The sequence below is a fragment of the Streptomyces sp. NPDC037288 genome (assembly GCF_055603265.1).
Map to the genome: position 1 here is coordinate 286454 of NZ_JBVJVY010000007.1, position 23037 is coordinate 309490.

Below are 23037 nucleotides of genomic sequence, written 5' to 3' on the forward strand. Positions count from 1 at the left end.
CGGGCCGGTCAGGCGCGGGGGTGGGAGATCTCCTCCTCACGGGGCCGGTGGACGGCCAGCCACCGCTCGGCGTAGGCCACCGCGTCGGCGACGGGGAACAGCCGGGCCTCGGCGGCGCCGACCTTCGCGCGGACGACGGGACGGTCCCGTTCGAAGTCGTGCCCCAGCTCGTCGAAGCGGTCGGAGGTGATCGACACCTCGACCACCGTCTCCCAGCCGCCGCCCGGCGCCGGGCGGCCGACCTGCACCAGCGGGGACGGGATGCGGTACTCGGCCAGGTGGAAGCTGGTGCAGGAGTCGTATCCCACGCCCAGCAGCAGCACCCGGGCGCCCAGCTTCTCCAGCCGGGCCAGCGGGCTGCGCTCGCCGAGCCGGCAGTCGGGCGCGTGGCCGTCGGTGATCTCCCGCGCGTGCGGACCGAGCGCCGCGAACGAGGTCTGCGGGTGCGCGCTGCGCAGGGCGCCGGGCCAGGTCCGTGCGGTCTCCGGGACCACGCCGACGCCACGGGTGGGGGTGATCAGCGGGTCGTAGGCGGGCATCGTGGCGCGGATCCGGTCCCACCACTCCTCGGGCACCGGCGGGTTTCCCCACGCGGCCGGGTCGGACAGGTCGGCCGACTGGGTCGGGACGACCAGCGTGCCCGACGGGCCGAGGGCGTCGAGCAGACCCTGGACGACCGCGACGGCGCCTCCGTTCACCCAGCCGAGGGAGCGGAGTGAGGAGTGCACCAGGAGGATCTCGCCGGTGTTCACACCCAGCAGACGCAGCTGTGCGGCGATGGTGTCGCGCGTGACAAGCGGGCCGGTCGGAGGGGGTATCGGCATGGTCCTCGAGTCTTCCCGACGGGCCCGTCCGCTGCCACCGATTTACCTGGTCAGGGTCTGGTGAACGATCGATCAGAGATCGTTTCCGCAGGTCGGATTAGGTATGCCTAAGTGACGCAGGGCACCGCTCGATGATCCGGACGGCGCTTGTCAGTCTCTGCGGAATTACGCAACAATGGCGTTGTGAAAAACGTCGGCGAGGCTCGGGAGACCCCCCTGGGGGCCCCGCAGGAGGAACTCGCGACCGGTGAGCGCTCCACGCGCAACCGCGTCGCGCGATCCATCCTGGACCACGGCCCGTCGACCGTCGCCGAGCTCGCCGGCCGGCTGGGACTGACCCAGGCGGCCGTCCGGCGTCACCTGGACGCGCTGGTCGCCGACGACGTCGTGGAGGCCCGCGAACAGCGCGTGTACGGCACGCGCACGCGTGGCCGCCCCGCCAGGGTCTTCGCGCTGACCGACTGCGGCCGGGACGCCTTCGACCAGTCGTACGACAAGCTCGCCGCGGACGCGCTCCGCTGGATCGCCGAACAGGGGGGCGGCCCCGAGGCGGTCGCCGCCTTCGCCCGCGCCCGGATCACCGCCCAGGCGAGCGCGTACCGCAAGGCGATCGAGGCCGCGACGCCCGACAAACGCGCGGAAGCACTGGCCAAGGCCCTGAGCGTCGACGGGTACGCTGCTACGGCGCGCAGCGCACCGGTCGGCGAACAGCTGTGCCAGCACCACTGCCCGGTCGCCCACGTCGCGGAGCAGTTCCCGCAGCTGTGCGAGGCGGAGACGGAGATCTTCGCCGAGCTACTGGGTACCCATGTCCAGCGACTGGCGACCATCGCGCACGGCGACGGCGTCTGCACGACGTTCATCCCCAAGACATCCACTGACGCACCTGCAAGCACGGCCGGGAGGAACCCCGCATGACTCTCCCCACGGAGACTGCCCACCCCGAACTCGAGGGCCTGGGCAAGTACGAATACGGCTGGGCCGACTCCGACGTGGCCGGTGCCTCCGCCAGGCGTGGCCTGAACGTGGAGGTCGTCCGCGACATCTCCGGCAAGAAGTCGGAGCCGGAGTGGATGACGAAGCTGCGCCTGAAGGGCCTGAAGCTCTTCGAGAAGAAGCCGATGCCGAACTGGGGCTCCGACCTCTCGGGCATCGACTTCGACAACATCAAGTACTTCGTGCGCTCCACGGAGAAGCAGGCGGAGTCCTGGGAGGACCTGCCCGAGGACATCAAGAACACCTACGACAAGCTGGGCATCCCGGAGGCCGAGAAGCAGCGCCTGGTCGCCGGCGTCGCCGCCCAGTACGAGTCGGAGGTCGTCTACCACCAGATCCGCGAGGACCTGGAGGAGCAGGGCGTCATCTTCCTCGACACCGACACCGCCCTGAAGGAGCACCCGGAGCTCTTCAAGGAGTACTTCGGCACGGTCATCCCGGCCGGTGACAACAAGTTCGCCGCGCTGAACACCGCCGTGTGGTCCGGTGGCTCCTTCATCTACGTGCCGAAGGGTGTGCACGTCGAGATTCCGCTGCAGGCCTACTTCCGCATCAACACGGAGAACATGGGCCAGTTCGAGCGGACCCTGATCATCGTCGACGAGGGTGCCTACGTGCACTACGTCGAGGGCTGCACGGCGCCGATCTACAAGTCGGACTCGCTGCACTCCGCGGTCGTCGAGATCATCGTCAAGAAGAACGCCCGCTGCCGCTACACGACCATCCAGAACTGGTCGAACAACGTCTACAACCTGGTCACCAAGCGCGCCGTGGCCTACGAGGGCGCGACCATGGAGTGGATCGACGGCAACATCGGCTCCAAGGTGACGATGAAGTACCCGGCCGTCTACCTGATGGGCGAGCACGCCAAGGGCGAGACCCTGTCCATCGCCTTCGCGGGCGAGGGCCAGCACCAGGACGCCGGTTCGAAGATGGTCCACATGGCGCCGAACACCTCGTCCAACATCGTCTCCAAGTCGGTGGCGCGCGGTGGCGGCCGTACCTCGTACCGCGGCCTGGTCGAGATCGGCGAGGGTGCCCACGGCTCCAAGTCCAACGTGCTGTGTGACGCGCTGCTGGTCGACACCATCTCCCGCTCCGACACGTACCCCTACGTCGACGTCCGCGAGGACGACGTGTCCATGGGCCACGAGGCGACCGTCTCCAAGGTCTCCGAGGACCAGCTCTTCTACCTGATGAGCCGCGGTCTGACCGAGTTCGAGGCGATGGCGATGATCGTGCGCGGCTTCGTCGAGCCGATCGCCAAGGAGCTGCCCATGGAGTACGCCCTCGAGCTCAACCGGCTGATCGAGCTGCAGATGGAAGGCGCGGTCGGCTAAGGCCCGCAGTCCGGACGACAGCTAGCGAAATCTGACGCAGGAAAGAGAGCAGACCGACAGCCATGGCTGAGGCTCAGAACATCCCCGTGGGATCCACCACCGCGGGCCAGATCGCGGTCGCCGCCGAGTCGACCGTCGTCTCGCGCATGAGCGCGCCCCCGTCCTTCGACGTGGCGGACTTCCCGGTCCCGCACGGCCGTGAGGAGGAGTGGCGGTTCACGCCGCTGGAGCGGCTGCGCGGGCTGCACGACGGCACCGCGGTCGCGACCGGCGACGGCGTGAAGGTGGACGTCCAGGCCCCCGAGGGCGTGACCGTCGAGACCGTCGGCCGCGACGACGCCCGCATCGGCAGGGCCGGCACCCCGGTGGACCGCGTCGCCGCCCAGGCGTACTCCGCCTTCGAGCAGGCCGGAGTGGTCACCGTCCCCAAGGAGACGGTGCTCACCGAGCCGATCCGGATCGCCGTGCACGGCGAGGGCGGGGTCGCCTACGGCCACCAGGTGATCGAGCTGGGCGCCTTCGCCGAGGCCGTCGTCGTCATCGACCACACCGGTGACGCGGTGCTCGCCGCCAACGTCGACTACGTCCTGGGCGACGGCGCCAAGCTGACCGTCGTCTCCGTCCAGGACTGGGACGACAAGGCCGTGCACGTGGGCCAGCACAACGCGCTGATCGGCCGGGACGCCACCTTCAAGTCCTTCGTGGTCACCTTCGGCGGCGACCTCGTACGCCTGCACCCGCGCGTCGAGTACGCCGGCACGGGTGGCGAAGCCGAGCTGTTCGGCCTCTACTTCACGGACGCCGGCCAGCACCAGGAGCACCGCCTGCTGGTCACCCACAACACCCCGCACTGCAAGTCGAACGTCGCCTACAAGGGCGCGCTCCAGGGCGACGACGCGCACGCGGTCTGGATCGGTGACGTGCTCATCGAGGCCGCGGCCGAGGGCACGGACACCTACGAGATGAACCGCAACCTGGTCCTCACGGACGGCGCGCGCGTCGACTCGGTGCCGAACCTGGAGATCGAGACGGGCGAGATCGTCGGCGCCGGCCACGCCTCGGCCACCGGCCGCTTCGACGACGAGCAGCTCTTCTACCTGATGGCCCGCGGCATCCCGGAGCACGAGGCCCGCCGCCTGGTGGTCCGCGGCTTCTTCGCCGAGCTGGTCCAGCAGATCGGTGTCGCCGACATCGAGGAGCGCCTGCTCGCCAAGATCGAGGAGGAGCTGGAGGCCTCGGTCGCATGACGTCCTTCGTACGCGCCTGCGGGCTGAGCGAGCTGGAGGAGGACACCCCGAAGCGGGTGGAACTCGACGGCACGCCGGTCTCGGTCGTGAAGACCGAGGGGGAGGTGTTCGCCATCCACGACATCTGCTCCCACGCCAACGTCTCGCTCTCCGAGGGCGAGGTGGAGGACTGCCAGATCGAGTGCTGGCTGCACGGCTCCAGCTTCGACCTGCGCACCGGCAAGCCGTCCGGCCTCCCGGCCACGCGCCCCGTCCCCGTATACCCCGTAAAGATCGAAGGGGACGACGTGCTCGTCTCCCTCACCCAGGAGTCCTGAGGCACCCATGGCAACGCTTGAAATCCGAGACCTGCACGTCACCGTCGAGGCCGACAACGCCACGAAGGAGATCCTCAAGGGCGTCGACCTCACCGTGAAGCAGGGCGAGACGCACGCCATCATGGGCCCCAACGGCTCGGGCAAGTCGACCCTCGCCTACTCGCTCGCGGGTCACCCGAAGTACACGATCACCGAGGGCACCGTGCTGCTCGACGGCGAGGACGTCCTGGAGATGTCCGTCGACGAGCGCGCCCGCGCCGGCCTGTTCCTGGCGATGCAGTACCCGGTCGAGGTCCCCGGCGTCTCGGTCTCCAACTTCCTGCGCACCTCCGCCACCGCCATCCGCGGCGAGGCCCCCAAGCTGCGCACCTGGGTGAAGGAGGTCAAGGAGGCCATGGAGCACCTCAACATGGACCCGTCCTTCGCCGAGCGCAACGTGAACGAGGGCTTCTCCGGCGGTGAGAAGAAGCGCCACGAGATCCTCCAGCTGGAGCTGCTCAAGCCGAAGGTCGCGATCCTCGACGAGACCGACTCCGGCCTGGACGTCGACGCGCTCCGCATCGTCTCCGAGGGCGTCAACCGCGTCCGCGAGACCGGCGAGGTCGGCACCCTGCTGATCACGCACTACACGCGCATCCTGCGCTACATCAAGCCCGACTTCGTCCACGTCTTCTCCGGCGGCCGGATCGTCGAGTCCGGCGGTGCCGAGCTCGCCGACAAGCTGGAGGACGAGGGCTACGAGGCATACACGAAGGGTGGCGCATCCGCGTGACACAGCTGTCGGGCCTCCTCGACACCGAGGCGATCCGCAAGGACTTCCCCGTCCTGGACCGACTGGTCCACGACGGCAAGAAGCTCGTGTACCTGGACAACGCGGCGACCTCCCAGAAGCCGCGCCAGGTGCTGGACGCCCTGAGCGAGTACTACGAGCGCTACAACGCCAACGTCCACCGCGGTGTGCATGTGCTCGCCGAGGAGGCCACGGCGCTGTACGAGGGCGCGCGCGACAAGGTCGCCGCGTTCATCAACGCGCCCAGCCGCGACGAGGTGATCTTCACCAAGAACGCCTCCGAGTCGCTGAACCTCGTCGCGAACATGCTGGGCTGGGCCGACGAGCCCTACCGGGTGGACCACGAGACCGAGATCGTCATCACGGAGATGGAGCACCACTCCAACATCGTGCCGTGGCAGCTGCTGGCGCAGCGCACGGGCGCGAAGCTGAAGTGGTTCGGCCTCACCGACGACGGCCGGCTCGACCTGTCCAACATCGACGAGATCATCACCGAGAAGACGAAGATCGTCTCCTTCGTGCTGGTGTCGAACATCCTGGGCACGGTCAACCCGGTCGAGGCGATAGTGCGCCGCGCGCAGGAAGTCGGCGCGCTGGTCTGCATCGACGCCTCCCAGGCCGCCCCGCACATGCCGCTGGACGTACAGGCCCTGCAGGCCGACTTCGTGGCCTTCACCGGTCACAAGATGTGCGGCCCGACCGGCATCGGTGTCCTGTGGGGCCGCCAGGAGCTGCTGGAGGACCTGCCCCCGTTCCTGGGCGGCGGCGAGATGATCGAGACCGTCTCGATGCACTCGTCCACGTACGCCCCGGCGCCGCACAAGTTCGAGGCGGGCACGCCCCCGATCGCCCAGGCGGTCGGCCTCGGCGCCGCGATCGACTACCTCCAGTCGATCGGCATGGACAAGATCCTCGCCCACGAGCACGCCCTCACCGAGTACGCGGTGCAGAAGCTGGGCGAGGTCCCGGACCTCAGGATCATCGGCCCGACGACGGCCGAGGACCGCGGTGCGGCGATCTCCTTCACGCTCGGTGACATCCACCCGCACGACGTGGGCCAGGTCCTCGACGAGCAGGGCATCGCCGTCCGGGTCGGCCACCACTGCGCGCGGCCCGTCTGCCTGCGCTACGGAATTCCTGCGACCACGCGAGCGTCGTTCTACCTGTACTCCACACCGGCCGAGATCGACGCACTGGTCGACGGCCTGGAGCACGTACGGAACTTCTTCGGCTGAGAGGCGTGAGCTGAAACCGTGAAGCTGGACTCCATGTACCAGGAAGTCATCCTGGACCACTACAAGAACCCGCACGGGCGTGGTCTGAGGGATGGCGACGCCGAGGTGCACCACGTGAACCCGACGTGCGGCGACGAGATCACCCTCCGCGTGAAGTACGAGGGCACGACGATCGCGGACGTCTCGTACGAGGGCCAGGGCTGCTCCATCAGCCAGGCCTCCGCCTCCGTGCTGAACGAGCTGCTGGTCGGCAAGGACCTGACCGAGGCGCAGAAGATCCAGGAGACCTTCCTGGAGCTGATGCAGTCCAAGGGCAGGATCGAGCCGGACGAGGCGATGGAGGACATCCTGGAGGACGCGGTCGCGTTCGCCGGTGTCTCCAAGTACCCCGCGCGGGTCAAGTGCGCCCTCCTGAGCTGGATGGCGTGGAAGGACGCGACGGCCCAGGCGCTGGGTGGCGCCGCCGCCGAAAGGAAGACGGCATGACCGACACCGCTGAGATGAAGCCGGCATCGGAGGAGGAACTCCGCGAGGCCCTGATGGACGTCGTCGACCCCGAGCTGGGCATCGACGTCGTCAACCTCGGCCTGATCTACGGCATCCACATCGACGACTCCAACATCGCGACCGTCGACATGACCCTGACCTCCGCGGCCTGCCCGCTGACGGACGTCATCGAGGACCAGGCCAAGTCCGCCACGGACGGCCTCGTCAACGAGCTGCGCATCAACTGGGTCTGGATGCCCCCGTGGGGCCCCGACAAGATCACGGACGACGGCCGCGAGCAGCTTCGGGCGCTCGGCTTCAACGTCTGAGACAGAGCCTGCGAAAGGGGCCACGGCAGCACGCCGTGGCCCCTTTTCGTGTGCCCCGGGGCGGCCCATGTGCACGGTCGTACACAACGTTGTGTACGCTCGTACACATGGGATACCTGACGCTCGTCGGCGCCATAGCCGCCGAGGTCGCCGCGACGACGGCGATGAAGTACAGCGAGGGGTTCAGCAGGCTCTGGCCCTCGCTCGTGACGACGCTGGGCTACGTCGTCTCCTTCGCGCTGCTCGCCCAGACGCTGAAGACGGTCCAGATCGGCACGGCGTACGCGATCTGGTCAGGGGTGGGCACCGCGGCCATCGCCGTGCTCGGCCTGCTGCTGTTCGGGGAGGGGCTGAGCCTCGCCAAGGTGGGCGGGATCCTGCTGATCATCGGGGGAGTGGTCGTGCTGAACCTGGGCGGGGCGAGCCACTGATGCCCCGCCGCTACGACCCCGACCGGCGCCGGCGCCTCATCGACGCGGCGATCCGTGTGGTCGGCAGGGACGGCATCGCCGGTCTGAGCCACCGCTCGGTCGCAGCCGAGGCGGACGTCCCGCTCGGCTCCACGACGTACCACTTCGCCACCCTGGAAGAGCTGATGGTGGCCGCGCTGCGGCAGGCGAACGAGAACTTCGCCAGGGTGCTGGCCGAGCGGCTGCCGGAGCGGGACGACGGCGGTGACCTCGCCGGTGACCTCGCCGGCGCGCTGGGCGAGTGGCTGGGCGGCGACCGTACGGGCGTGGAGCTGGAGTACGAGCTGTATCTCGCGGCACTGCGGCGCCCCGCGCTGCGCCCCGTCGCCGCCGAGTGGACCGAGGACGCGGCGGCGCTGCTGGCCCGGCGCACGGACCCGGTCACGGCCCGCGCCCTGCTCGCGCTGATGGACGGGATCAGCCTCCACGTGCTGCTGACCGGCGGTTCGTACGACGAGGAGTACACCCGCGCCGTGCTGGCTCGGCTGATCCCCTGAAGACGCGCCCGGCACGTGAGACGCGGTTAGCCCTCACGGCCCCGCTCACGTTAGGTTTTCTTCCATGACCGAGTCTGCTTCCCGTACCACCGGCGCCGTCGCCGCCGGCCTCGCCACCCTCGCCTCCGACGGCACCGTTCTCGACACCTGGTTCCCGGCCCCCGAACTGGTCGAGGAGCCGGGCCCGGCCGGCACCGAGCGGCTGACCGCCGAGCAGGCGGCCGAACTGCTGGGCGGCGGCGCGACCGCGGCGCTCGGCCCGGACACCCGCCGGGGCGTCGAGGTGGTCGCGGTCCGTACGGTCATCGCCTCGCTGGACGAGAAGCCGCTCGACGCCCACGACGTCTACCTGCGCCTGCACCTGCTCTCGCACCGCCTGGTCAAGCCGCACGGCCAGAGCCTGGACGGCATCTTCGGCCACCTCGCCAACGTCGCCTGGACCTCGCTCGGCCCGGTCGCCGTGGACGACATCGAGAAGGTGCGGCTCAACGCCCGCGCCGAGGGCCTGCACCTCCAGGTCACCTCGATCGACAAGTTCCCGCGCATGACGGACTACGTCGCGCCCAAGGGCGTGCGCATCGCCGACGCCGACCGGGTCCGCCTCGGCGCGCACCTCGCCGAGGGCACCACCGTCATGCACGAGGGATTCGTCAACTTCAACGCCGGCACGCTCGGCACCTCGATGGTCGAGGGCCGGATCTCCGCGGGCGTCGTGGTCGGCAACGGCTCCGACATCGGCGGTGGCGCCTCCACCATGGGCACCCTGTCCGGCGGCGGCAACGTGATCATCTCCATCGGCGAGCGCTGTCTGATCGGCGCCGAGGCGGGTGTCGGCATCGCGCTCGGCGACGAGTGCGTGGTGGAGGCCGGGCTCTACATCACCGCGGGCACCCGGGTCACCATGCCCGACGGCCAGATCGTCAAGGCCCGCGAGCTGAACGGCGCCTCCAACATCCTCTTCCGCCGCAACTCGGTCAGCGGCAAGGTCGAGGCCCGCCCGAACAACGCGGTCTGGGGCGGCCTGAACGACATCCTGCACAGCCACAACTGACCACCGGCGGCCGTGACTTGCGGCTGCCTACTCGATCAACGCTCTGACCCGCTGCCGACCTGCCGGCACTTGTCGGCGTCGGTCACCACCGAGCGCCCTTCCACGGCCCCATGACGGCCCGGGAGGGCGCTGGTGCGTGAGCACCGCATCTACATCCGGTGTGACCGGGTACCGGCCGGAGTGCTGGGTGACCGAATCCGCGTGTCGCTGCAAGCCGAGGTTCGGCGACCTTCCGCTCCTTCTCGACGGCTCGGGGGACACGGACTCCTCTGCGGCCTGCCCGGTGCGGCCCGACTTGCCGTTGTCGGTCGGCGTCGGGTGGAGTCACCGCGTAAGGCCAACGGAGTTACGTATACACGAGCAATTCATCGCACGTGTCCGTACCGTCGTGAAGCGACTCATCGCTGTTCAGGATATAGAAATCCCCGGTGTATTCCTTGCCCTCCTTCTTCGGCACCACGATCAGTGTTTGGCGCGCCATCGTCTGGGGCGGCTTCACCACATAGTGATCCAATAGAAAGAAGAGATTGTCGTTCAGGCTGGGGAGCAAGAGTGCTCGGTACGTGCGATTCCCTTTGGAGCCTGTGAGGGATACCTCGTGTTGCGGCCATTGCCCGGGGACGATTGCGATACGTTTTTGTGTTTCCAGGTCCTGGAGCTGCTGCTGTGTTTTCTCTTCTACGCCAGCCATGTGAATGTGCATCTGATTGAACTGTCGGGCGGTCTGCGAGTTGATCCCCAACCCGATGAAGTTGGATTTCACGGGGACAGTCCCTCCCGGCTTTGCGTTAACCCATGCATCGTTCCAGTAATTTGCCACCTCGGAGTTTTCGAGAAACGGGCATTCGATGCCCGTAATTCGACAAGTGGGGCACAGTAGGAAATTGCGTGGACTCTCGGGCTTGCCGTGGAGCACGACGTAGTTCGAAGTTGTATGCAAGCATTGAGGTTGCTGCGGGTGCTGAATGCAATTCTGGACGTCCTCCCACACCGGATCCTTGTCGCTGGGCTTGCCACAGAGAGACTGAAGCTGGGGAGGGGGGCAGGGGCCTGCGCCGGGAGGCGCAGCGCAGGGGCACGGGTCGGATGAGAGTACGTTGTGTGTGGGGTGGGCTGCTGCGGCCGTACTTCTGCCTGCTCCCGCACCGGTCAGGAGCGCCGCCGCGCCAACGGTGCCGGAGAGTGCGACGAATTGACGCCGAGGCAGCCCGGCAGAGCTCTTGTGGTCATTCATGTACTACCTCCAATGGTGATCTCTGCTTAGGTTTTTCGGCGCGGGTGGGCGAGCGGCAGTCTGGCGCCCACTTAAGACAGTTATTGTCCTCGCGAGAGTCGCCCGAGGAGGCGGGGTGTTGTACGACCGGCGCGCTCCGACCGGCGGGCGCTCCCTGATCCGCGCATAGGCTAGGCGGTGATGGGCGCATTTCTCAAACATGGTCGACTGAATGGGTGAGTGCCGACAGAGGAACGTCGACCTACACCTGGGGCAGTCGGCCGTTCAAATGCGGCCGTTAATAGAAGATGCACGTGAGACCGTGGCGAGCACAGTGAGCGTGAGCTGCCTCAGATCGTCCTGACGGGCACGAACTGGGAACAGACCCGCAATGCGCCACCCAGCGAAAGGGCCACGTCTGCGCGGGACCCGTCCCTCGTCCGTGGCGGGAAGACGAGCATCGCTCCGGCTCACCCGCACCCCGGCCGACGCCGGTGTCCGCGCTGTGAAGGTGTACCGAGGCCCAGTGGGACGGCACGGTCGCCTCCGGCGGCCACGACGACGCGTGGAGGGTCGTACACGCTCCGGGGGACGGCTTCACCACAACCCGTCCTCACCGAGCGCTGATCATCCCGCGACCAGCTCCGCCTGCAGCGCCAGCAGTCCGTCGGACGTCTCCCGGCCGGCGGGCAGCAGCGGTGCGCGCACCGGGCCGGCGGGCAGGCCGAGGCGGCTGAGGAGCGCCTTCGCGGTGACTGTCCCGGGCAGGCCCGCACCCGTCATCGCCTGGATCAACGGCGTGGCCCGCAGCTGGAGTTCCCTCGCCCCGGCGGTGTCGCCCGCGTCGAACGCGTCGAGGATCGCGGCGATGTGCCCGGGAACGGCGTTGGCGACCGTGCTCACACAGCCCGCCGCGCCGACCGCGTACAACGCGAGCACGTGCTCGTCGCAGCCCGCGTAGTACGCCAGGTCCGTGTGGGCCAGCACCTTCTGGGTGCCGAGGAAGTCGTACGAGCAGTCCTTGACGGCCACGATCCGCGGGTGTGCGGCGAGGCGGACCACCGTCTCCGGCTCGATGCGGGTGCCGGTGCGGCCGGGGATGTCGTACAGCATCACGGGCAGGGCGCTCGCGTCGGCGACCTCGCGGAAGTGCGCCTCCACCGCCTCCTGCGGCGGCCTGCTGTAGTACGGCGTCACCACGAGCACCCCGTCGGCGCCCGCCTGCCCGGCCGCGAGGGTCAGTTCGACGGTGTGCCGGGTGTCGGCCGTGCCCACGCCCGCGACCAGGGACGCCCGGTCGCCGACCGCCTCCCGGACGGCCGCGATCAGCTCCGCCTTCTCGGTGTCCGTGGTGGTGGGGGACTCGCCGGTGGTGCCGTTCAGCACCAGGCCGTCGCAGCCCTCGGCCACCAGCCACGCGGCCAGCTTCCGGGCGCCGTCCAGGTCGAGGGCGCCCGCCTCGGTGAACGGCGTGATCATCGCGCAGAGGGTGCGGCCAAAGGGCGGGGCGGTCGTCCGTGTGCTCGTCATGGAAGTAGTCTCGGCAGCACGTAAGTGAAGCTCTACTTAATTCTTCTACGAGGTATTGACAAGCATCTCTGCAATGTAGAGGGCTCTATGTCCAACTCGGCATCTCATGGGTCACTATGGCCGGAGGGTCACCGACGTCGTCAGTCATGGGAGGCGCCATGAAGCTCGGCAAGGCACTGGCCACCGGAGTCGCCGAGGAGCGGCCACTCGTCCGCGAAGAGGAGATCCCGGTACCCGAGGAGACCGTCCACGTCGAACCGGCCGAGCCGGCCCGCGAAGAGGTTCCGGCCGTCCGATGAGACTGCGGCTCCCGGCGGAACGCCCCACGGAGCCGCCGACCGGATACAAGATCGCCCACCCTGTGCTGTCCCAGGACGGCACCCGGGCCGGGTTCACCGGAGTGTCGCTCGGCGGTGCGCTGCCGTACGGCGTGCTCGACGACGCCGCGTGCGTCTACGGGCGGCGGCACCGGCCGCCGGCGCGGCTGTGCGACTGCGGGTTCCACTGCGTCCACGAGCGCGGGGCCGCCGAGGCCATGCTGTGCACCGCCGAGCACCGGACGGCACTCCTGCTGGAGGTCACGGTGCTCGGTGCCTACATCCGCTTCGAGCGCGGCTTCCGCTACGCCCGGCAGCGGGTGCGCACGGCGACCGCGGGCCCGTGCGCCTGCGGCGCCACCGCCGTCGCCCTGGCCGACGCCGGCTGGGGCAGGCCCGGCTGGCTGGCCCTCCTTCCCGTCTGCGCCGGCTGTGTGCGCGGCCGTACGTCCCTCTCGCTCGCCGGGTTCGCCCGGCTGGCCGGGGAGGGGCTGCGGGTGGTGGCGCGGGGCGGCGGTACGGGGCTCCCCTCCGGCGCGTTGGCGGACGGGGCGGAGCCGGGGTTGCCCGAACTCGCCGCGGAGGCGGCGCTGTTGCAGGCGCGCCTCGACTGGTTCCAGAGTCAACTAGCGCGTCTCGGCGATTGCGGGGGCGGCGCAGGCGGGCAGGGGTGACGGTCTCCGGTCCGGGTACCCGGGTCCGGGGCGTGCCTGCGGGTGCGTGGGCGCTGGATGCCTGCGGCGGCCCGTGCGGGTGCGTCGTGGCTGGTGTCGCGCCTACGGTGGTCTGTGAGTCGGTGCCGCGCCGGGTGGTGTCCGCCTTCGGTCCGGCGGGCTGCTCGCTGCGTGGTGGAGGAAGCCGCTGCGGGCGAACGCCACCCGGCACGTCCCCTCGACGCGGTGTGCGGCCTCAGGAGGCGTCATGCGCATCGCCATAGCAGGAAAGGGCACACCGATGATGCACAGGACACCGCACCGCTCGGGCGCCAAGGGCCCCGACGAGCTGCGGCAGCAGATCGAACAGACCAGGCACCAACTCGGGCACGCCGTCGCCCAGTTGGTCGGCAAAGCCGATGTCAGGGGCCGGGCCCGGGTGCGGGCCGCCGACCTGAAGGACAAGGCCGGCGCCATGAGCGTGCAGCTGCGCGCGAGCGCCGCCCACGCCGGTCACGGCGTGCAGGACCGGGCCGCCAAGGCAGGGCACGCCGTGCAGGGCCAGGCGGCCAGGGCAGGGCACGCGGTGCAGGGCAGGGCCGCGCAGGCAGGCCACGCCGTGCAGGGACAGGCGGCCAGGGCCGGCCACGCGGTGCAGGGCCGGGCGGCCAGTGCCGGGCATGCCGTGCAGGGCCGGGCCGGGCGCGCCGGGCACGCCGTGCAGGACAGGGTTCCGCAGCCGCTGCGCGGTGCGGTGCGCGCGGGTACGCGCCACCCCGGTGCGGTCCTCGTGGTGGGCGTGCTGGGCGCGGCCGCGGTGACGGCCGGTATCACCTGGCGCAGGCTGCGGCACCACTGAGGCGTCCGACCGGGGCCCGAGGCCACCCGCTCACCGACAACCGTGTCTGTCTGGACAAAAAAAGTTGTCGGTGGGAGGGTGGGCGCATGCTGGACGTGACCGTGATCGAGGACCCCGAGGCGGCCGCCGCGTCGCTGGACCCCGTGCGGGCCCGGCTGCTCGCCGCGCTGGCCGCCGAACCCGCGTCGGCGGCCATGCTGGCCGGCCGTGTCGGACTGCCCCGGCAGAAGGTGAACTACCACCTCAAGGCGCTGGAGCGGCACGGCCTGGTCGAGCTGGCGGGAGAGCGCCGCAAGGGCAGTGTCACCGAGCGGCTGATGCGCGCGACCGCAGCGTCGTATGTCATCTCACCGGCCGCTCTCGCCGCCGTGCAGCCGGATCCGGACCGCTTCCGGGACCAGCTGTCCGCGCGCTGGCTGCTCGCGCTCGGCGCCCGTCTGGTGCGGGACGTCGGAGCGCTGATCACCGGCGCCGCCAAGGCCCGCAGACGGCTGGCGACCTACGCCCTGGACGGCCAGGTCCGCTTCGCCTCCGCCGCCGACCGCGCGGCCTTCGTGCAGGAGCTGACGGCGGGCGTGAGCGCGCTGGTCCGCAAGTACGACGCGCCCGACGCCGAGGGCGGCCGTGACCACCGGATCGTCGTCGCCCTCCATCCCACGGTCAAGGACCAGTCCACCCCCGTGCTGGACCAGTGAGCAGGAGCCCCGCCATGTCGAAGGAATTCGAGATCGTCCGCGAGTTCGAGGTCGACGTCCCTCCGGAGCAGGTCTGGGAGGCCGTCACCACCGGTACCGGTGGCTATCTGTGGCCGATGGATCCCCCGGAGCCGCGCGAGGGGGGCAAGGGGCCCTTCGGGTCGACGGTCACCGCCTGGGATCCGCCGCACCGCTACACCAACCGCAGTGAGGACGTGGGCTCCCCGGTTCAGTCGGTCAACCAGCTGGACTACACCATCGAGCCGCGCGACGAGGGCCGCCGGGCCTGGGTGCGCTATGTGCACAGCGGTGTCTTCACCGACGACTGGAACAACCAGTACGACGGCGCCAGCAAGCACACGAACTTCTATCTGCACACCCTGTGCGAGTACCTGACGCACTTCGCGCCCCGCCCGGTCGTCTTCGCCCAGCTGACCGGCCCCGAGGCCGCGCGGAGCCCGCGGGCGCTCGCCGCCGTCGGCCGGGCGCTCGGCCTGGCGGACGACGCGGGCGCCGGTACGAAGGTGACTGTGCGGGGACCCGGCGGGGCGACCCTGGACGCCGTGCTCGACTACCGGAACCCGTACTTCATCGGGCTGCGCACCGCCAGCGCCCTCATCCGCTTCTTCGGACGCGGGCACTGGGGCGCGCCGCTCGGCATCAGCGTGCACGACTTCGCGCCGGACGCCGATGCCGAGGCGAACGAGGCCGCCTGGCAGGACTGGCTGAACGGCCTGTTCAGCCGGTCCTGAGCCTCGTGTGGCTTACGGGCGGAACCGCAGCACCTGCGGGTCGTGGTCGCTGATCTGGTCGTTGAACTCCGAGTTGACGTGCACGCTGTCGTACTCGAAGTCGCAGCCGCGCCGGATCGCCGGGCTGACCAGGATCTGGTCCAGGACCTGCTGGTTGCCCTGGTAGTCGTAGGTGTAACGCTCGCTCTTCGGCAGCGACTTGATCGCCGACCACAGCTCGCCGTCACCCTCCAGGATCTTCGCCGTCTCGGAGAACTCGAAGTCGTTCATGTCGCCGAGCGCGATGACGTTCGCGTTCTTCTGGACGTCCAGGATGCTCTTGACGAACGCGTTCACCTCGGTCGCCTGGGCGTGGCGCTGGATCTCCGAGCTGCGCACCGGCGGCTGGTACTGCGAGGTCAGACCCTGGTCGCCGCCCTTGGAGTTGAGGTGGTTGGCGATCACGAAGACCGTCCTGCCGCGGAAGACGAACTCGCCGGCCAGCGGCTTGCGGCTGTTGTTCCAGGCCGCGTTCGCCGGGTCGATCCGGCCGGGGGAGGCCGTCAGCTGCGCCTTGCCGTGCACCTTCGTGACCCCGACCGCCGTGGTGGAGTCGCCGCCCGGACGGTCCACGAAGGACACCCGCGCCGGGTTGAAGAGGAACACCTGGCGGATGTTGCCGCCCGGCTCGCCGCCGTCCTGGTCGTTGACCGGGTTGATCGAGCGCCAGTCGTACTTCGGGCCGCCCGCCGCGACGATCGCGTCGATCAGCTTGTTCACCGTCTCGCCCGCGTCGACCGTGCCGTCGTCCTTGGCGCCGTTGTCGTCCTGGATCTCCTCCAGGGACACGATGTCCGGCGACTGCAGGTTGTTCACGATCGCGGCGGCGTGCTTGTCGAAGGTGGCGTCGGACGGGTCGAGGTTCTCGACGTTGTACGTCGCCACCGCCAGCTCGCCGTGCGACTGCTTCCGCGTGGTCTCGCGCTCCAGGCCGCCGCTCTGCAGCGTGCCGAGCTTGCTCGCGACGAGGGTGTAGCCGCCGAACTGGTTGAAGTCCAGCGGGCCGGTCGTCGTACCGGCGAGGGTGTCGCCGACGTTCGCCTTCGGGAAGTCGGCCGTCGAGCCCAGCGACTGGACCTGCAGCCGGCCGGTGTTCTGGGAGTCGTAGGAGCCGTAGATCGTGCCGCCCCGGTGGGTGCGGTGCTCGTGCGGCTTCACCGTGACCCACAACTCGCTGTAGGGGTCGGTCGCGGTGACCACGCGGGCGTCGGCGACCTGGACGTTCATGCCCTCCAGGGACTCGTAGTGGTCCAGGGCGTACGCGGACGGGTCCAGGGTCAGGCCGTTGACGGAGCCGTTCGCCGCCGTGTCGCCGTCGGGGGCGTACGCGCCCGGCACCGAGTCCTCGTCGATCACGACCGGCGCCGGGACCGGGTTGCCGGTGGAGACGGTGGTGACGGTCGGCTTCGTGATCTCCGTGACCGACTGGTTGCCGGAGGAGGTGCCGCCCGGGACGTACTCGGAGACCGTGCCGGTCACCGTCACCGAGTCGCCGGCCGTGACCTTCGGCGCGGAGCCGGTGAAGACGAAGACGCCCTCGCTGGTGGCCGGGTCGTCGTCCGGGGTGGGGTCCTGGATCCAGAAACCTCTGGAGGAGCCGTAGCCGCGGGTGGCCGTGACGATGCCGGGGACATCCGTGACCTGCCGGCCGGCGAACGGCGATATTCGGGTGGTGCCCTGGATGTCGTGGATGCGCACCGAATCCGCGTGGGCGGGTGAGGTGAGGACGACGGCGGACGCCGCGCTGCAGACGGCGGCGACGGTGAGCGCGGCGAGGCGCGCGGAAGACCTGCTCGGCAAGGGATCCCTCCGGGGACGTACGTGAGCGCCGGGACGAGGGTGGAACGGGAGCGTGCGGGGCTCGTAGCCCTCCGTGACACGCATAGAGCCGAGTGAACAGTTGTCCCCCCAACTTCTACGCGCGTCAATCTCCAGCCTGACGCGGGGAGTTGTCAAGGTTTCGGCCATGTACGGCCGCCGACGGGCAGATGAACCGGGCGGCATGGGTGGAAATCCGTCTAGGCTGAGCGGTTGAGCCCGTTCACGGTGTGAGGAGAACCAGCCGATGTCAGACAGCTCCCCCCTGCCGCCCGTGCGGCTGCACCCCGAAGCGGAGCTGGCGCGCGCCGCGCTGTCCACGCCATTGCTGTCCCGTGCCGCCCGCCTCGCCCGCTGGGCCGGCCGCGACACCCGCGTGGACGCCGGCGGCGGACTGGCCGAGGAACAGCTTCCGGCCGCCGCGGAACTGCTCGGCCTCAGCGGTGACGACGCCGCCGCGTACGCCAGTGAGGCCTGGCGGGTCGCCGTGGACACCGGACTGGTCGAGATCGTGGACGAGGAGGCCGGGACCGTTCGGGCCGCCGAGGAGCTGAAGCTGCTCACCGGGGGCTCCCCGGCCGATGTGCTCGCCGTGTGGCTCACCGCGCTGGAGACCGTCATCGCCGACGCGAGCGTGCCCGACCTGGACGATCTGGTCGACGCCCTGGACGAGGGCGGCGAGATCGATTTCTCGTCACTCGACTGGGACCCGGAGACGGAGGCCGACTTCCTCGACGGCGTCCTCGGCAACCTCTACCTGCTGACGGTGAGTGAGGACGGCCCCGGTGGCGGCCCGGTTCCGCTGCCCGCACTGGCCGCCTCGATGCTCGTCCCCGACGGCATGGGCGAGCCGACCAACGAGGTCCTGGAGCAGGTCTCCGACGCGATGATGCGGCTGGACGACCAGTTCCGGGCGCTGGAGCCGGTCGGGCTCGTCGAGTACCAGCCGGTGGACGAGGCTCTCATGGCCGACGCCGACGAGGAGCCCGCCGCGCCGGTGGACGACACCGACGTCTCCCGCTACGGCATGGTCCGGCTCACCCCGCTCGGTGTGTACGGGCTGCGGGCGCGGCTGTTGGAAGCCGGGTTCCAGGCGCCGGCCGTCGGTGAACTGGCCGACAAGGGAGCGGACGCGCTGCTCGACGGGACGGCGGGGTTCGGACAGGCCGCCGCCCGGGCCGAGACCGAGGAGTGGCTGGCGCGGCGTGAACCGCTGGCCGCGGCACGGGAGTTGCTGGCCGCGGCCCGGGGCACCGACGCGGGCGCGCCGCTGCGGAGGCTGCGCTGTCAGCAGGCGCTGTCGTTGGTGGGCGCGGAGGCGGAGCCGGCGCTCCGCGAGGTGCTGGACGATCCCGAGCTCGGTGGCCTGGCCCGGGTGTGGCTGAGCGAACGGGGGGCTGCCGGGGTCCCGGCCCCGTCCGAGGCCCTGGTCTTCTGGCTGACCATCGACACGGTTGCCGCGCAACTGGCCGCCGAGGGCAACTCCGAGGAGCTCCAGGCGCTGGTGGAGGGGCTGGCGGCGCAGCACAGCGGGTTCTTCTCCGCGGCCTGGCGGGTGGAGCATCCGGCCACGGCCGATGTGCTGGAGGCGATGGGGCGGCTGCATCCGGACAAGAAGGTGGCGAAGGAGGCGCGGAAGGCGGCGTTCAAGGCGAGGTCGCAACACGGCGCCTGACGGCTCCTGAGGCGGGTCATGGGCTGGTGCATACGGAGTGCATGCGGATTCCTGAACAAGGGCCGGTGAAGTAGCCCGGCGTTCAACCCCCGTTCAAGGTGTGGCGAGAGCGTGTGCGGCGAACGAGGTCCGCCACCCTCCACGGCACTCCCACCGTCTCAGGAGACACACCATGTCGCTCACCCGCAGGGACTTCGCCAGAAAAGGCGCGATCACCGGTGCCGGAGTCGCCCTGGCGGGCAGCGTCGGCGTGCTCGCCACCGCGCCGAACGCCCTCGCCGCGGCGGACATCGACAGTGCCGGGGACGAGTCGGCGCACGGTGGCCACCACGGCGTCGGCTACGGCCCGTTGATCCCCGACCCGAACGGCATCCTGGCCCTGCCCGCGGGTTTCACGTACCAGATCATCACCTACAGCGGCAGGACCAAGCTGGAGTCCGGCGAGTTCACGCCCTCCCACCACGACGGCACCGCCACCTTCGAGGGCCCCCGCGGCGCCACCCTCCTGGTCAACAACCATGAGCTCAAGGGCCCCCGTTCGGCCTGGCAGTACCCCGTCCCGCTCACCGAGGGCCTCGTCTACGACCCCGCCGCGGCCGGCGGCTGCACGGTCGTCGAGGTACGCCGCGACCACGTCGCCGAGTGGGTCGGCATCGCCGGCACCTCCACCAACTGCGCGGGCGGCAGCACCCCTTGGGGAACCTGGCTCACCTGCGAGGAGACCGAGGACAAGGCCGGCCAGAACGGCATGACCAAGGACCACGGCTACGTCTTCGAGGTCGACCCCGCCGACCGCCGCGCCAACCGCGACCCGAGGCCCGTCAAGGCCCTCGGCCGCTACGCCCACGAGGCCGTGGTCATCGACCCCAGGCGCGGCCACGCCTACCTCACCGAGGACGCGGCCGGCCCGAACGGGCTCCTGTACCGCTGGACCCCGCCGGAGGGCTTCCACCACGGCCGCGGCAGGTTCCGCACGCTCGCCGACGACGCCGGGGTCCTCCAGGCCTTCAGGTGCTTCGACTCCGGCGGCAAGTTCGTCGACGACCTCTCCCGCGCCACGAAGACCGGCACGGTGTACGGCGTCGACTGGGTGGACGTCCCGGACCGCGACGCGCAGACGGTGGCCGTCCGCAAGCAGTTCACCGACGGCCAGGTCACCCGTGCACGCAAGCTGGAAGGCATGTGGTGGGGCGACGGCGGCGCCTACGTCGTCTCCTCCTACGCCCGCGCGGAGAGCCCCGTCCAGCACGACGGGCAGGTCTGGTTCTACGACCCGGGGCGCCGCACCCTGACCCTGAAGGTCCTGCTCGGCGTCAACCCCGACCCGTTCGAGGACGGTGACTTCGACGGCCCGGACAACATCACGGTCTCCCCGTACGGCGGCCTCGTCATCGCCGAGGACGGCGAGGGCGTCCAGCACCTGTTCGGCGCGACGGAGAGCGGGCGCACCTACCCGATCGCCCGCAACGAGCTCAACATCGGCACTGCAGCGGAGCCGGAGTACAGCGAGTTCACGGGCGTCACCTTCGCACCCGACGGCAAGACCCTGTTCGCGAACATCCAGACGCCGGGCATCATGCTGGCCGTCACGGGGCCGTGGAAGCGCCAGAAGCGCGGCTGAACTCCAAGGGTGCGAAGGCGCGGCGAGGGGGGAACGGCACTGGGGCTGTTCTTCGGAACACCTCGTCGATCGGGCGAGAGCGGCAGCGACTCGGGGTCGACACGGCGCTTCGCCTTAGATCACAAGTTACTACGTTCTGTGCATATATTTCTCACGCTGAGTAGTCGATTGAGAGCTTCACGCTCACGTGAGAAAGGGTCAACCATGCGTAAACTTCCGCGCGCAGCGCTCGTGGCCGCAGTGGTCACGGGGCTGTCCGCCCTCGGGGCCGGCACCGGCTTCGCCGCCGACGACGACGGTCCGCAGCAGGTCTCCGCGGTGGCGTCCGCGCAGGCCACCGCCGTGGCCACGTGGGGTGGCTCGTCCAGCGAGCAGCAGTCAGACTCGCAGTCTGATGCGCAGTCCGGTTCCCACTCCGACTCGCAGTCCGACTCGCAGTCCGACTCGCAGTCCGTCTCGGTCGCGGCTCCGCCGGTGAAGGAGCCGGCGAAGCCGACGAAGCACGAGCAGAAGCCTTCCAAGCCCAAGCAAGATCAAAAGCCTTCGGCGCCGAAGCCCGAGCACAAGCCCTCGGCGGGGAAGAACGAACACAAGGACCACGACGCGAAGAACGAAGACAAGGACCACGACGCGAAGAACGAAGACAAGCAGCACGGCGCGAAGAACGAACACAAGCAGCACGGTGCCGAGAACGAACACAAGCACCCGGCGGAAAAGCCCGAGCACAAGAAGCACGCCGCGAAACACGGTCACAAGCACCACGGACGGAAGCACACCCACAAGCACCACGAAGCGAAGCCCGGCGACGTGAAGTCCAGCGACGTGAACGAGCGTGAAGCCGACTTCTTGTCCGACACCTGGGTCCACCTGCCGGCGTCGGTTGATTGAGGAATGAGGCGGCGGCCGTCGGCGGGCAGGGCCATGATGGCGGTGTGCCCTGCCCCTCGACGCCCGGCCCGGCCGAAGCCTTCGGCCGCTTCGAGGCGGTCCCCACGCCCCGGACCGCCGTGGCGTGGCTTCCCCCGGCCGAACTGTGGCCCGCCATCCAGCGCATCCGCGTCGCCCACGACCCGCAGATCCGCCGCTGGCCCCCTCATGTGAACCTCGTCTTCGGGTTCGTACCGGAGGAGGACTTCCCGGCGGCACTCCCGCTGCTGGCGGCCGCGGCCGCCGGGTGCGAGCCCTTCGACATCCGGCTCAGCGGAGTCCACGCGTTCCGCCACCGGTCCTACGCCACCGTGTGGCTCGACCCCGCGGCGGCCGGCCTCGCACCCTGGACGCAGCTCCAACGCGCGCTGGCGGAGCCCTTCCCGTACTCCACGGAGCGCTTCCCGCGCTTCGTCCCGCACCTCTCGCTCGGCCGCACGCGCGCCCCGCGGGTCCTCGCGGCCGAATGCGCAGCCCGGCTCGGCGTGCTGCACGCGCGCGTCGCCGAGATCGACGTGCTCGCCCGCCGCGGTGACGGCCCCATGCGGACGCGGGCCACCATCGGCCTGGGCACCGGTGCGGTACACCGGCACCTCGGCCCGGACCCGGCCACCGGCGGGTACGAGCCACCCGAGCGGCGCTGAGGGACGGCAGCGAGCGCTTCGCGGGGGAAGTGCTCCTGCCCGGCCTTCTGGTGCAGACTCGGGTGTCGGCGCCGGCCATCGTCCCGGTGGTCACGACGACGAGGACGGCGACAAGCGGGGAGTGACGGGATGCCGCGGGTGAGACCCATGCGGGCGGACGCTCGGCGCAACTACGAGCGGTTGCTGGAAGTGGCGGCGGAGGCCTTCGCCGAGCACGGGGAGAACGCGTCGCTCGACGACATCGCCAAGCGGGCGGGTGTCGGCGCGGGCACGCTCTACCGGCACTTTCCGACGCGGCAGAAGCTGCTGGAGGCCGCGTACGTGGACCGGATCGAGGCGCTGGGGAGGCGGGCCGACGAGCTGGCGCGGGAGCTGCCGCCCGGTGAGGCGCTGACGGAGTGGCTGTACGAGCTGGGCGTCGGCACGATCCAGGTGCGGGGGATGAAGGCGCTGCTCGGTTCGGCGGTCACGGACGGCGGTTCGGCGGCGCTGACGGTGTGCGGGACCGTGGTCCAGGGGGCGGTGGCGCGGCTGGTGGAGGCGGCGCAGGCGGAGGGATCCCTACGGGGCGATGTCGAGCCGATCGAGGTGCTGCGGCTGGCGCACGGGGTGGCCGTGGGGGGGGGGGGGGGGGGGGGGGGGGGGGGGGGGGGGGGGGGGGGGGGGGGGGGGGTGGGGGGGGGGGGGGGGGGGGGGGGGGGGGGGGGGGGGG

The 23037-nt window shown here is 70.1% G+C and carries 25 protein-coding genes; 21 read left to right on the forward strand and 4 right to left on the reverse strand.

Going from position 1 to position 23037, the window contains the following annotated elements; genetic code table 11:
• Positions 1-8 precede the first annotated feature (8 nt).
• Positions 9-824 (reverse strand): AAC(3) family N-acetyltransferase, encoded by an 816-nt coding sequence (locus ACZ7GZ_RS11695; protein ID WP_471023080.1) that lies wholly within the window; start codon positions 822-824, stop codon positions 9-11.
• Between the two features lie 183 nt (positions 825-1007).
• On the opposite strand from ACZ7GZ_RS11695, the gene ACZ7GZ_RS11700 reads away from it, so the two are divergent.
• The 11 genes from ACZ7GZ_RS11700 (at position 1008) to dapD (ending at position 9582) form a co-directional block, all read left to right on the forward strand.
• A complete protein-coding gene (locus tag ACZ7GZ_RS11700) occupies positions 1008-1742 on the forward strand; it encodes a helix-turn-helix transcriptional regulator (protein ID WP_471023082.1) in 735 nt (244 codons plus the stop codon).
• Positions 1739-3160: a Fe-S cluster assembly protein SufB gene (sufB, locus tag ACZ7GZ_RS11705; protein ID WP_471023085.1), complete on the forward strand. Its 1422-nt coding sequence runs from the start codon at positions 1739-1741 to the stop codon at positions 3158-3160. The genes ACZ7GZ_RS11700 and sufB overlap by 4 nt, the downstream gene beginning before the upstream one ends.
• A gap of 62 nt (positions 3161-3222) precedes the next feature.
• The gene (gene sufD, locus ACZ7GZ_RS11710; protein ID WP_471023088.1) at positions 3223-4407 is read left to right on the forward strand and encodes a Fe-S cluster assembly protein SufD; all 1185 of its coding nucleotides are present in this window, start codon (positions 3223-3225) and stop codon (positions 4405-4407) included.
• Positions 4404-4724 carry a non-heme iron oxygenase ferredoxin subunit gene (locus ACZ7GZ_RS11715; protein WP_143637664.1) on the forward strand — a complete coding sequence of 107 codons (321 nt, stop codon included), beginning with the start codon at positions 4404-4406 and terminating at the stop codon, positions 4722-4724. Before sufD ends, ACZ7GZ_RS11715 begins: the two co-directional genes overlap by 4 nt.
• Positions 4725-4731: 7 nt before the next feature.
• The gene (sufC, locus tag ACZ7GZ_RS11720; RefSeq protein WP_471023089.1) at positions 4732-5496 is read left to right on the forward strand and encodes a Fe-S cluster assembly ATPase SufC; all 765 of its coding nucleotides are present in this window, start codon (positions 4732-4734) and stop codon (positions 5494-5496) included.
• Complete coding sequence (locus ACZ7GZ_RS11725; RefSeq protein WP_471023090.1) at positions 5493-6749, forward strand: cysteine desulfurase; 1257 nt, start codon at positions 5493-5495, stop codon at positions 6747-6749. The genes sufC and ACZ7GZ_RS11725 overlap by 4 nt, the downstream gene beginning before the upstream one ends.
• A gap of 18 nt (positions 6750-6767) precedes the next feature.
• The gene (sufU, locus tag ACZ7GZ_RS11730; protein ID WP_471023093.1) at positions 6768-7235 is read left to right on the forward strand and encodes a Fe-S cluster assembly sulfur transfer protein SufU; all 468 of its coding nucleotides are present in this window, start codon (positions 6768-6770) and stop codon (positions 7233-7235) included.
• Positions 7232-7564 carry a metal-sulfur cluster assembly factor gene (locus ACZ7GZ_RS11735; protein WP_030792219.1) on the forward strand — a complete coding sequence of 111 codons (333 nt, stop codon included), beginning with the start codon at positions 7232-7234 and terminating at the stop codon, positions 7562-7564. Before sufU ends, ACZ7GZ_RS11735 begins: the two co-directional genes overlap by 4 nt.
• A 107-nt stretch (positions 7565-7671) precedes the next feature.
• The gene (locus ACZ7GZ_RS11740) at positions 7672-7995 is read left to right on the forward strand and encodes a DMT family transporter (protein WP_471023095.1); all 324 of its coding nucleotides are present in this window, start codon (positions 7672-7674) and stop codon (positions 7993-7995) included.
• Positions 7995-8531, forward strand: coding sequence for a TetR/AcrR family transcriptional regulator (locus tag ACZ7GZ_RS11745; protein WP_471023097.1), 537 nt, complete (start codon positions 7995-7997; stop codon positions 8529-8531). Before ACZ7GZ_RS11740 ends, ACZ7GZ_RS11745 begins: the two co-directional genes overlap by 1 nt.
• Before the next feature lie 64 nt (positions 8532-8595).
• Positions 8596-9582 (forward strand): 2,3,4,5-tetrahydropyridine-2,6-dicarboxylate N-succinyltransferase, encoded by a 987-nt coding sequence (gene dapD, locus ACZ7GZ_RS11750; RefSeq protein WP_471023100.1) that lies wholly within the window; start codon positions 8596-8598, stop codon positions 9580-9582.
• Between the two features lie 346 nt (positions 9583-9928).
• Here dapD and ACZ7GZ_RS11755 read toward each other — a convergent pair whose 3' ends face one another.
• A complete protein-coding gene (locus tag ACZ7GZ_RS11755; RefSeq protein ID WP_471023102.1) occupies positions 9929-10816 on the reverse strand; it encodes a CDP-diacylglycerol diphosphatase in 888 nt (295 codons plus the stop codon).
• Positions 10817-11422: 606 nt separating this feature from the next.
• On the reverse strand, positions 11423-12325 hold the full coding sequence (gene dapA / locus ACZ7GZ_RS11760) for a 4-hydroxy-tetrahydrodipicolinate synthase (protein WP_471023105.1): 903 nt from the start codon (positions 12323-12325) through the stop codon (positions 11423-11425).
• A 158-nt stretch (positions 12326-12483) separates the two neighbouring features.
• On the opposite strand from dapA, the gene ACZ7GZ_RS11765 reads away from it, so the two are divergent.
• The 5 genes from ACZ7GZ_RS11765 to ACZ7GZ_RS11785 all read left to right on the forward strand — a co-directional run bounded on the left by ACZ7GZ_RS11765 (position 12484) and on the right by ACZ7GZ_RS11785 (position 15601).
• Complete coding sequence (locus ACZ7GZ_RS11765) at positions 12484-12624, forward strand: hypothetical protein (RefSeq protein ID WP_471023108.1); 141 nt, start codon at positions 12484-12486, stop codon at positions 12622-12624.
• Positions 12621-13316 (forward strand): hypothetical protein, encoded by a 696-nt coding sequence (locus tag ACZ7GZ_RS11770; RefSeq protein WP_471023110.1) that lies wholly within the window; start codon positions 12621-12623, stop codon positions 13314-13316. Before ACZ7GZ_RS11765 ends, ACZ7GZ_RS11770 begins: the two co-directional genes overlap by 4 nt.
• A gap of 247 nt (positions 13317-13563) precedes the next feature.
• Entirely contained in the window at positions 13564-14154 is a 591-nt protein-coding gene (locus ACZ7GZ_RS11775) for a DUF3618 domain-containing protein (RefSeq protein ID WP_471023111.1), read from the forward strand.
• Positions 14155-14240: 86 nt separating this feature from the next.
• Complete coding sequence (locus ACZ7GZ_RS11780; protein WP_471023113.1) at positions 14241-14849, forward strand: helix-turn-helix domain-containing protein; 609 nt, start codon at positions 14241-14243, stop codon at positions 14847-14849.
• Positions 14850-14863: 14 nt separating this feature from the next.
• Positions 14864-15601: an SRPBCC family protein gene (locus tag ACZ7GZ_RS11785; protein ID WP_471023114.1), complete on the forward strand. Its 738-nt coding sequence runs from the start codon at positions 14864-14866 to the stop codon at positions 15599-15601.
• Positions 15602-15613: 12 nt separating this feature from the next.
• Here ACZ7GZ_RS11785 and ACZ7GZ_RS11790 read toward each other — a convergent pair whose 3' ends face one another.
• A complete protein-coding gene (locus ACZ7GZ_RS11790; protein ID WP_471023117.1) occupies positions 15614-17440 on the reverse strand; it encodes an endonuclease/exonuclease/phosphatase family protein in 1827 nt (608 codons plus the stop codon).
• 265 nt (positions 17441-17705) lie between these two features.
• Here ACZ7GZ_RS11790 and ACZ7GZ_RS11795 point away from each other — a divergent pair, with 265 nt between their 5' ends.
• The 5 genes from ACZ7GZ_RS11795 to ACZ7GZ_RS11815 form a co-directional block, all read left to right on the forward strand.
• Positions 17706-19133 (forward strand): hypothetical protein, encoded by a 1428-nt coding sequence (locus ACZ7GZ_RS11795; protein WP_471023120.1) that lies wholly within the window; start codon positions 17706-17708, stop codon positions 19131-19133.
• Positions 19134-19305: 172 nt separating this feature from the next.
• Positions 19306-20754, forward strand: coding sequence for an alkaline phosphatase PhoX (locus ACZ7GZ_RS11800; RefSeq protein WP_471023121.1), 1449 nt, complete (start codon positions 19306-19308; stop codon positions 20752-20754).
• 231 nt (positions 20755-20985) lie between these two features.
• Entirely contained in the window at positions 20986-21642 is a 657-nt protein-coding gene (locus ACZ7GZ_RS11805; protein WP_471023123.1) for a hypothetical protein, read from the forward strand.
• 44 nt (positions 21643-21686) lie between these two features.
• Positions 21687-22325, forward strand: a complete 639-nt coding sequence (locus ACZ7GZ_RS11810) for a 2'-5' RNA ligase family protein (RefSeq protein WP_471023125.1) — start codon at positions 21687-21689, stop codon at positions 22323-22325.
• Positions 22326-22454: 129 nt separating this feature from the next.
• The coding region (locus ACZ7GZ_RS11815) for a TetR/AcrR family transcriptional regulator (RefSeq protein WP_471023127.1) at positions 22455-23037 on the forward strand (583 nt) is incomplete at its 3' end.

What these genes read in the sequence shown, in the direction of transcription:
- ACZ7GZ_RS11715 (WP_143637664.1), top strand. Translation starts at nt 4,404, where the DNA reads ATGACGTCCTTCGTACGCGCCTGCGGGCTGAGCGAGCTGGAGGAGGAC.
- ACZ7GZ_RS11765 (WP_471023108.1), top strand. Translation starts at nt 12,484, where the DNA reads ATGAAGCTCGGCAAGGCACTGGCCACCGGAGTCGCCGAGGAGCGGCCA.
- sufB (WP_471023085.1), top strand. Translation starts at nt 1,739, where the DNA reads ATGACTCTCCCCACGGAGACTGCCCACCCCGAACTCGAGGGCCTGGGC.
- ACZ7GZ_RS11770 (WP_471023110.1), top strand. Translation starts at nt 12,621, where the DNA reads ATGAGACTGCGGCTCCCGGCGGAACGCCCCACGGAGCCGCCGACCGGA.
- ACZ7GZ_RS11795 (WP_471023120.1), top strand. Translation starts at nt 17,706, where the DNA reads ATGTCAGACAGCTCCCCCCTGCCGCCCGTGCGGCTGCACCCCGAAGCG.
- sufD (WP_471023088.1), top strand. Translation starts at nt 3,223, where the DNA reads ATGGCTGAGGCTCAGAACATCCCCGTGGGATCCACCACCGCGGGCCAG.
- sufC (WP_471023089.1), top strand. Translation starts at nt 4,732, where the DNA reads ATGGCAACGCTTGAAATCCGAGACCTGCACGTCACCGTCGAGGCCGAC.
- ACZ7GZ_RS11740 (WP_471023095.1), top strand. Translation starts at nt 7,672, where the DNA reads ATGGGATACCTGACGCTCGTCGGCGCCATAGCCGCCGAGGTCGCCGCG.
- dapA (WP_471023105.1), bottom strand. Translation starts at nt 12,325, where the DNA reads ATGACGAGCACACGGACGACCGCCCCGCCCTTTGGCCGCACCCTCTGC.
- ACZ7GZ_RS11745 (WP_471023097.1), top strand. Translation starts at nt 7,995, where the DNA reads ATGCCCCGCCGCTACGACCCCGACCGGCGCCGGCGCCTCATCGACGCG.
- ACZ7GZ_RS11775 (WP_471023111.1), top strand. Translation starts at nt 13,564, where the DNA reads ATGCGCATCGCCATAGCAGGAAAGGGCACACCGATGATGCACAGGACA.
- ACZ7GZ_RS11780 (WP_471023113.1), top strand. Translation starts at nt 14,241, where the DNA reads ATGCTGGACGTGACCGTGATCGAGGACCCCGAGGCGGCCGCCGCGTCG.
- ACZ7GZ_RS11695 (WP_471023080.1), bottom strand. Translation starts at nt 824, where the DNA reads ATGCCGATACCCCCTCCGACCGGCCCGCTTGTCACGCGCGACACCATC.
- ACZ7GZ_RS11755 (WP_471023102.1), bottom strand. Translation starts at nt 10,816, where the DNA reads ATGAATGACCACAAGAGCTCTGCCGGGCTGCCTCGGCGTCAATTCGTC.
- ACZ7GZ_RS11785 (WP_471023114.1), top strand. Translation starts at nt 14,864, where the DNA reads ATGTCGAAGGAATTCGAGATCGTCCGCGAGTTCGAGGTCGACGTCCCT.
- ACZ7GZ_RS11800 (WP_471023121.1), top strand. Translation starts at nt 19,306, where the DNA reads ATGTCGCTCACCCGCAGGGACTTCGCCAGAAAAGGCGCGATCACCGGT.
- dapD (WP_471023100.1), top strand. Translation starts at nt 8,596, where the DNA reads ATGACCGAGTCTGCTTCCCGTACCACCGGCGCCGTCGCCGCCGGCCTC.
- ACZ7GZ_RS11735 (WP_030792219.1), top strand. Translation starts at nt 7,232, where the DNA reads ATGACCGACACCGCTGAGATGAAGCCGGCATCGGAGGAGGAACTCCGC.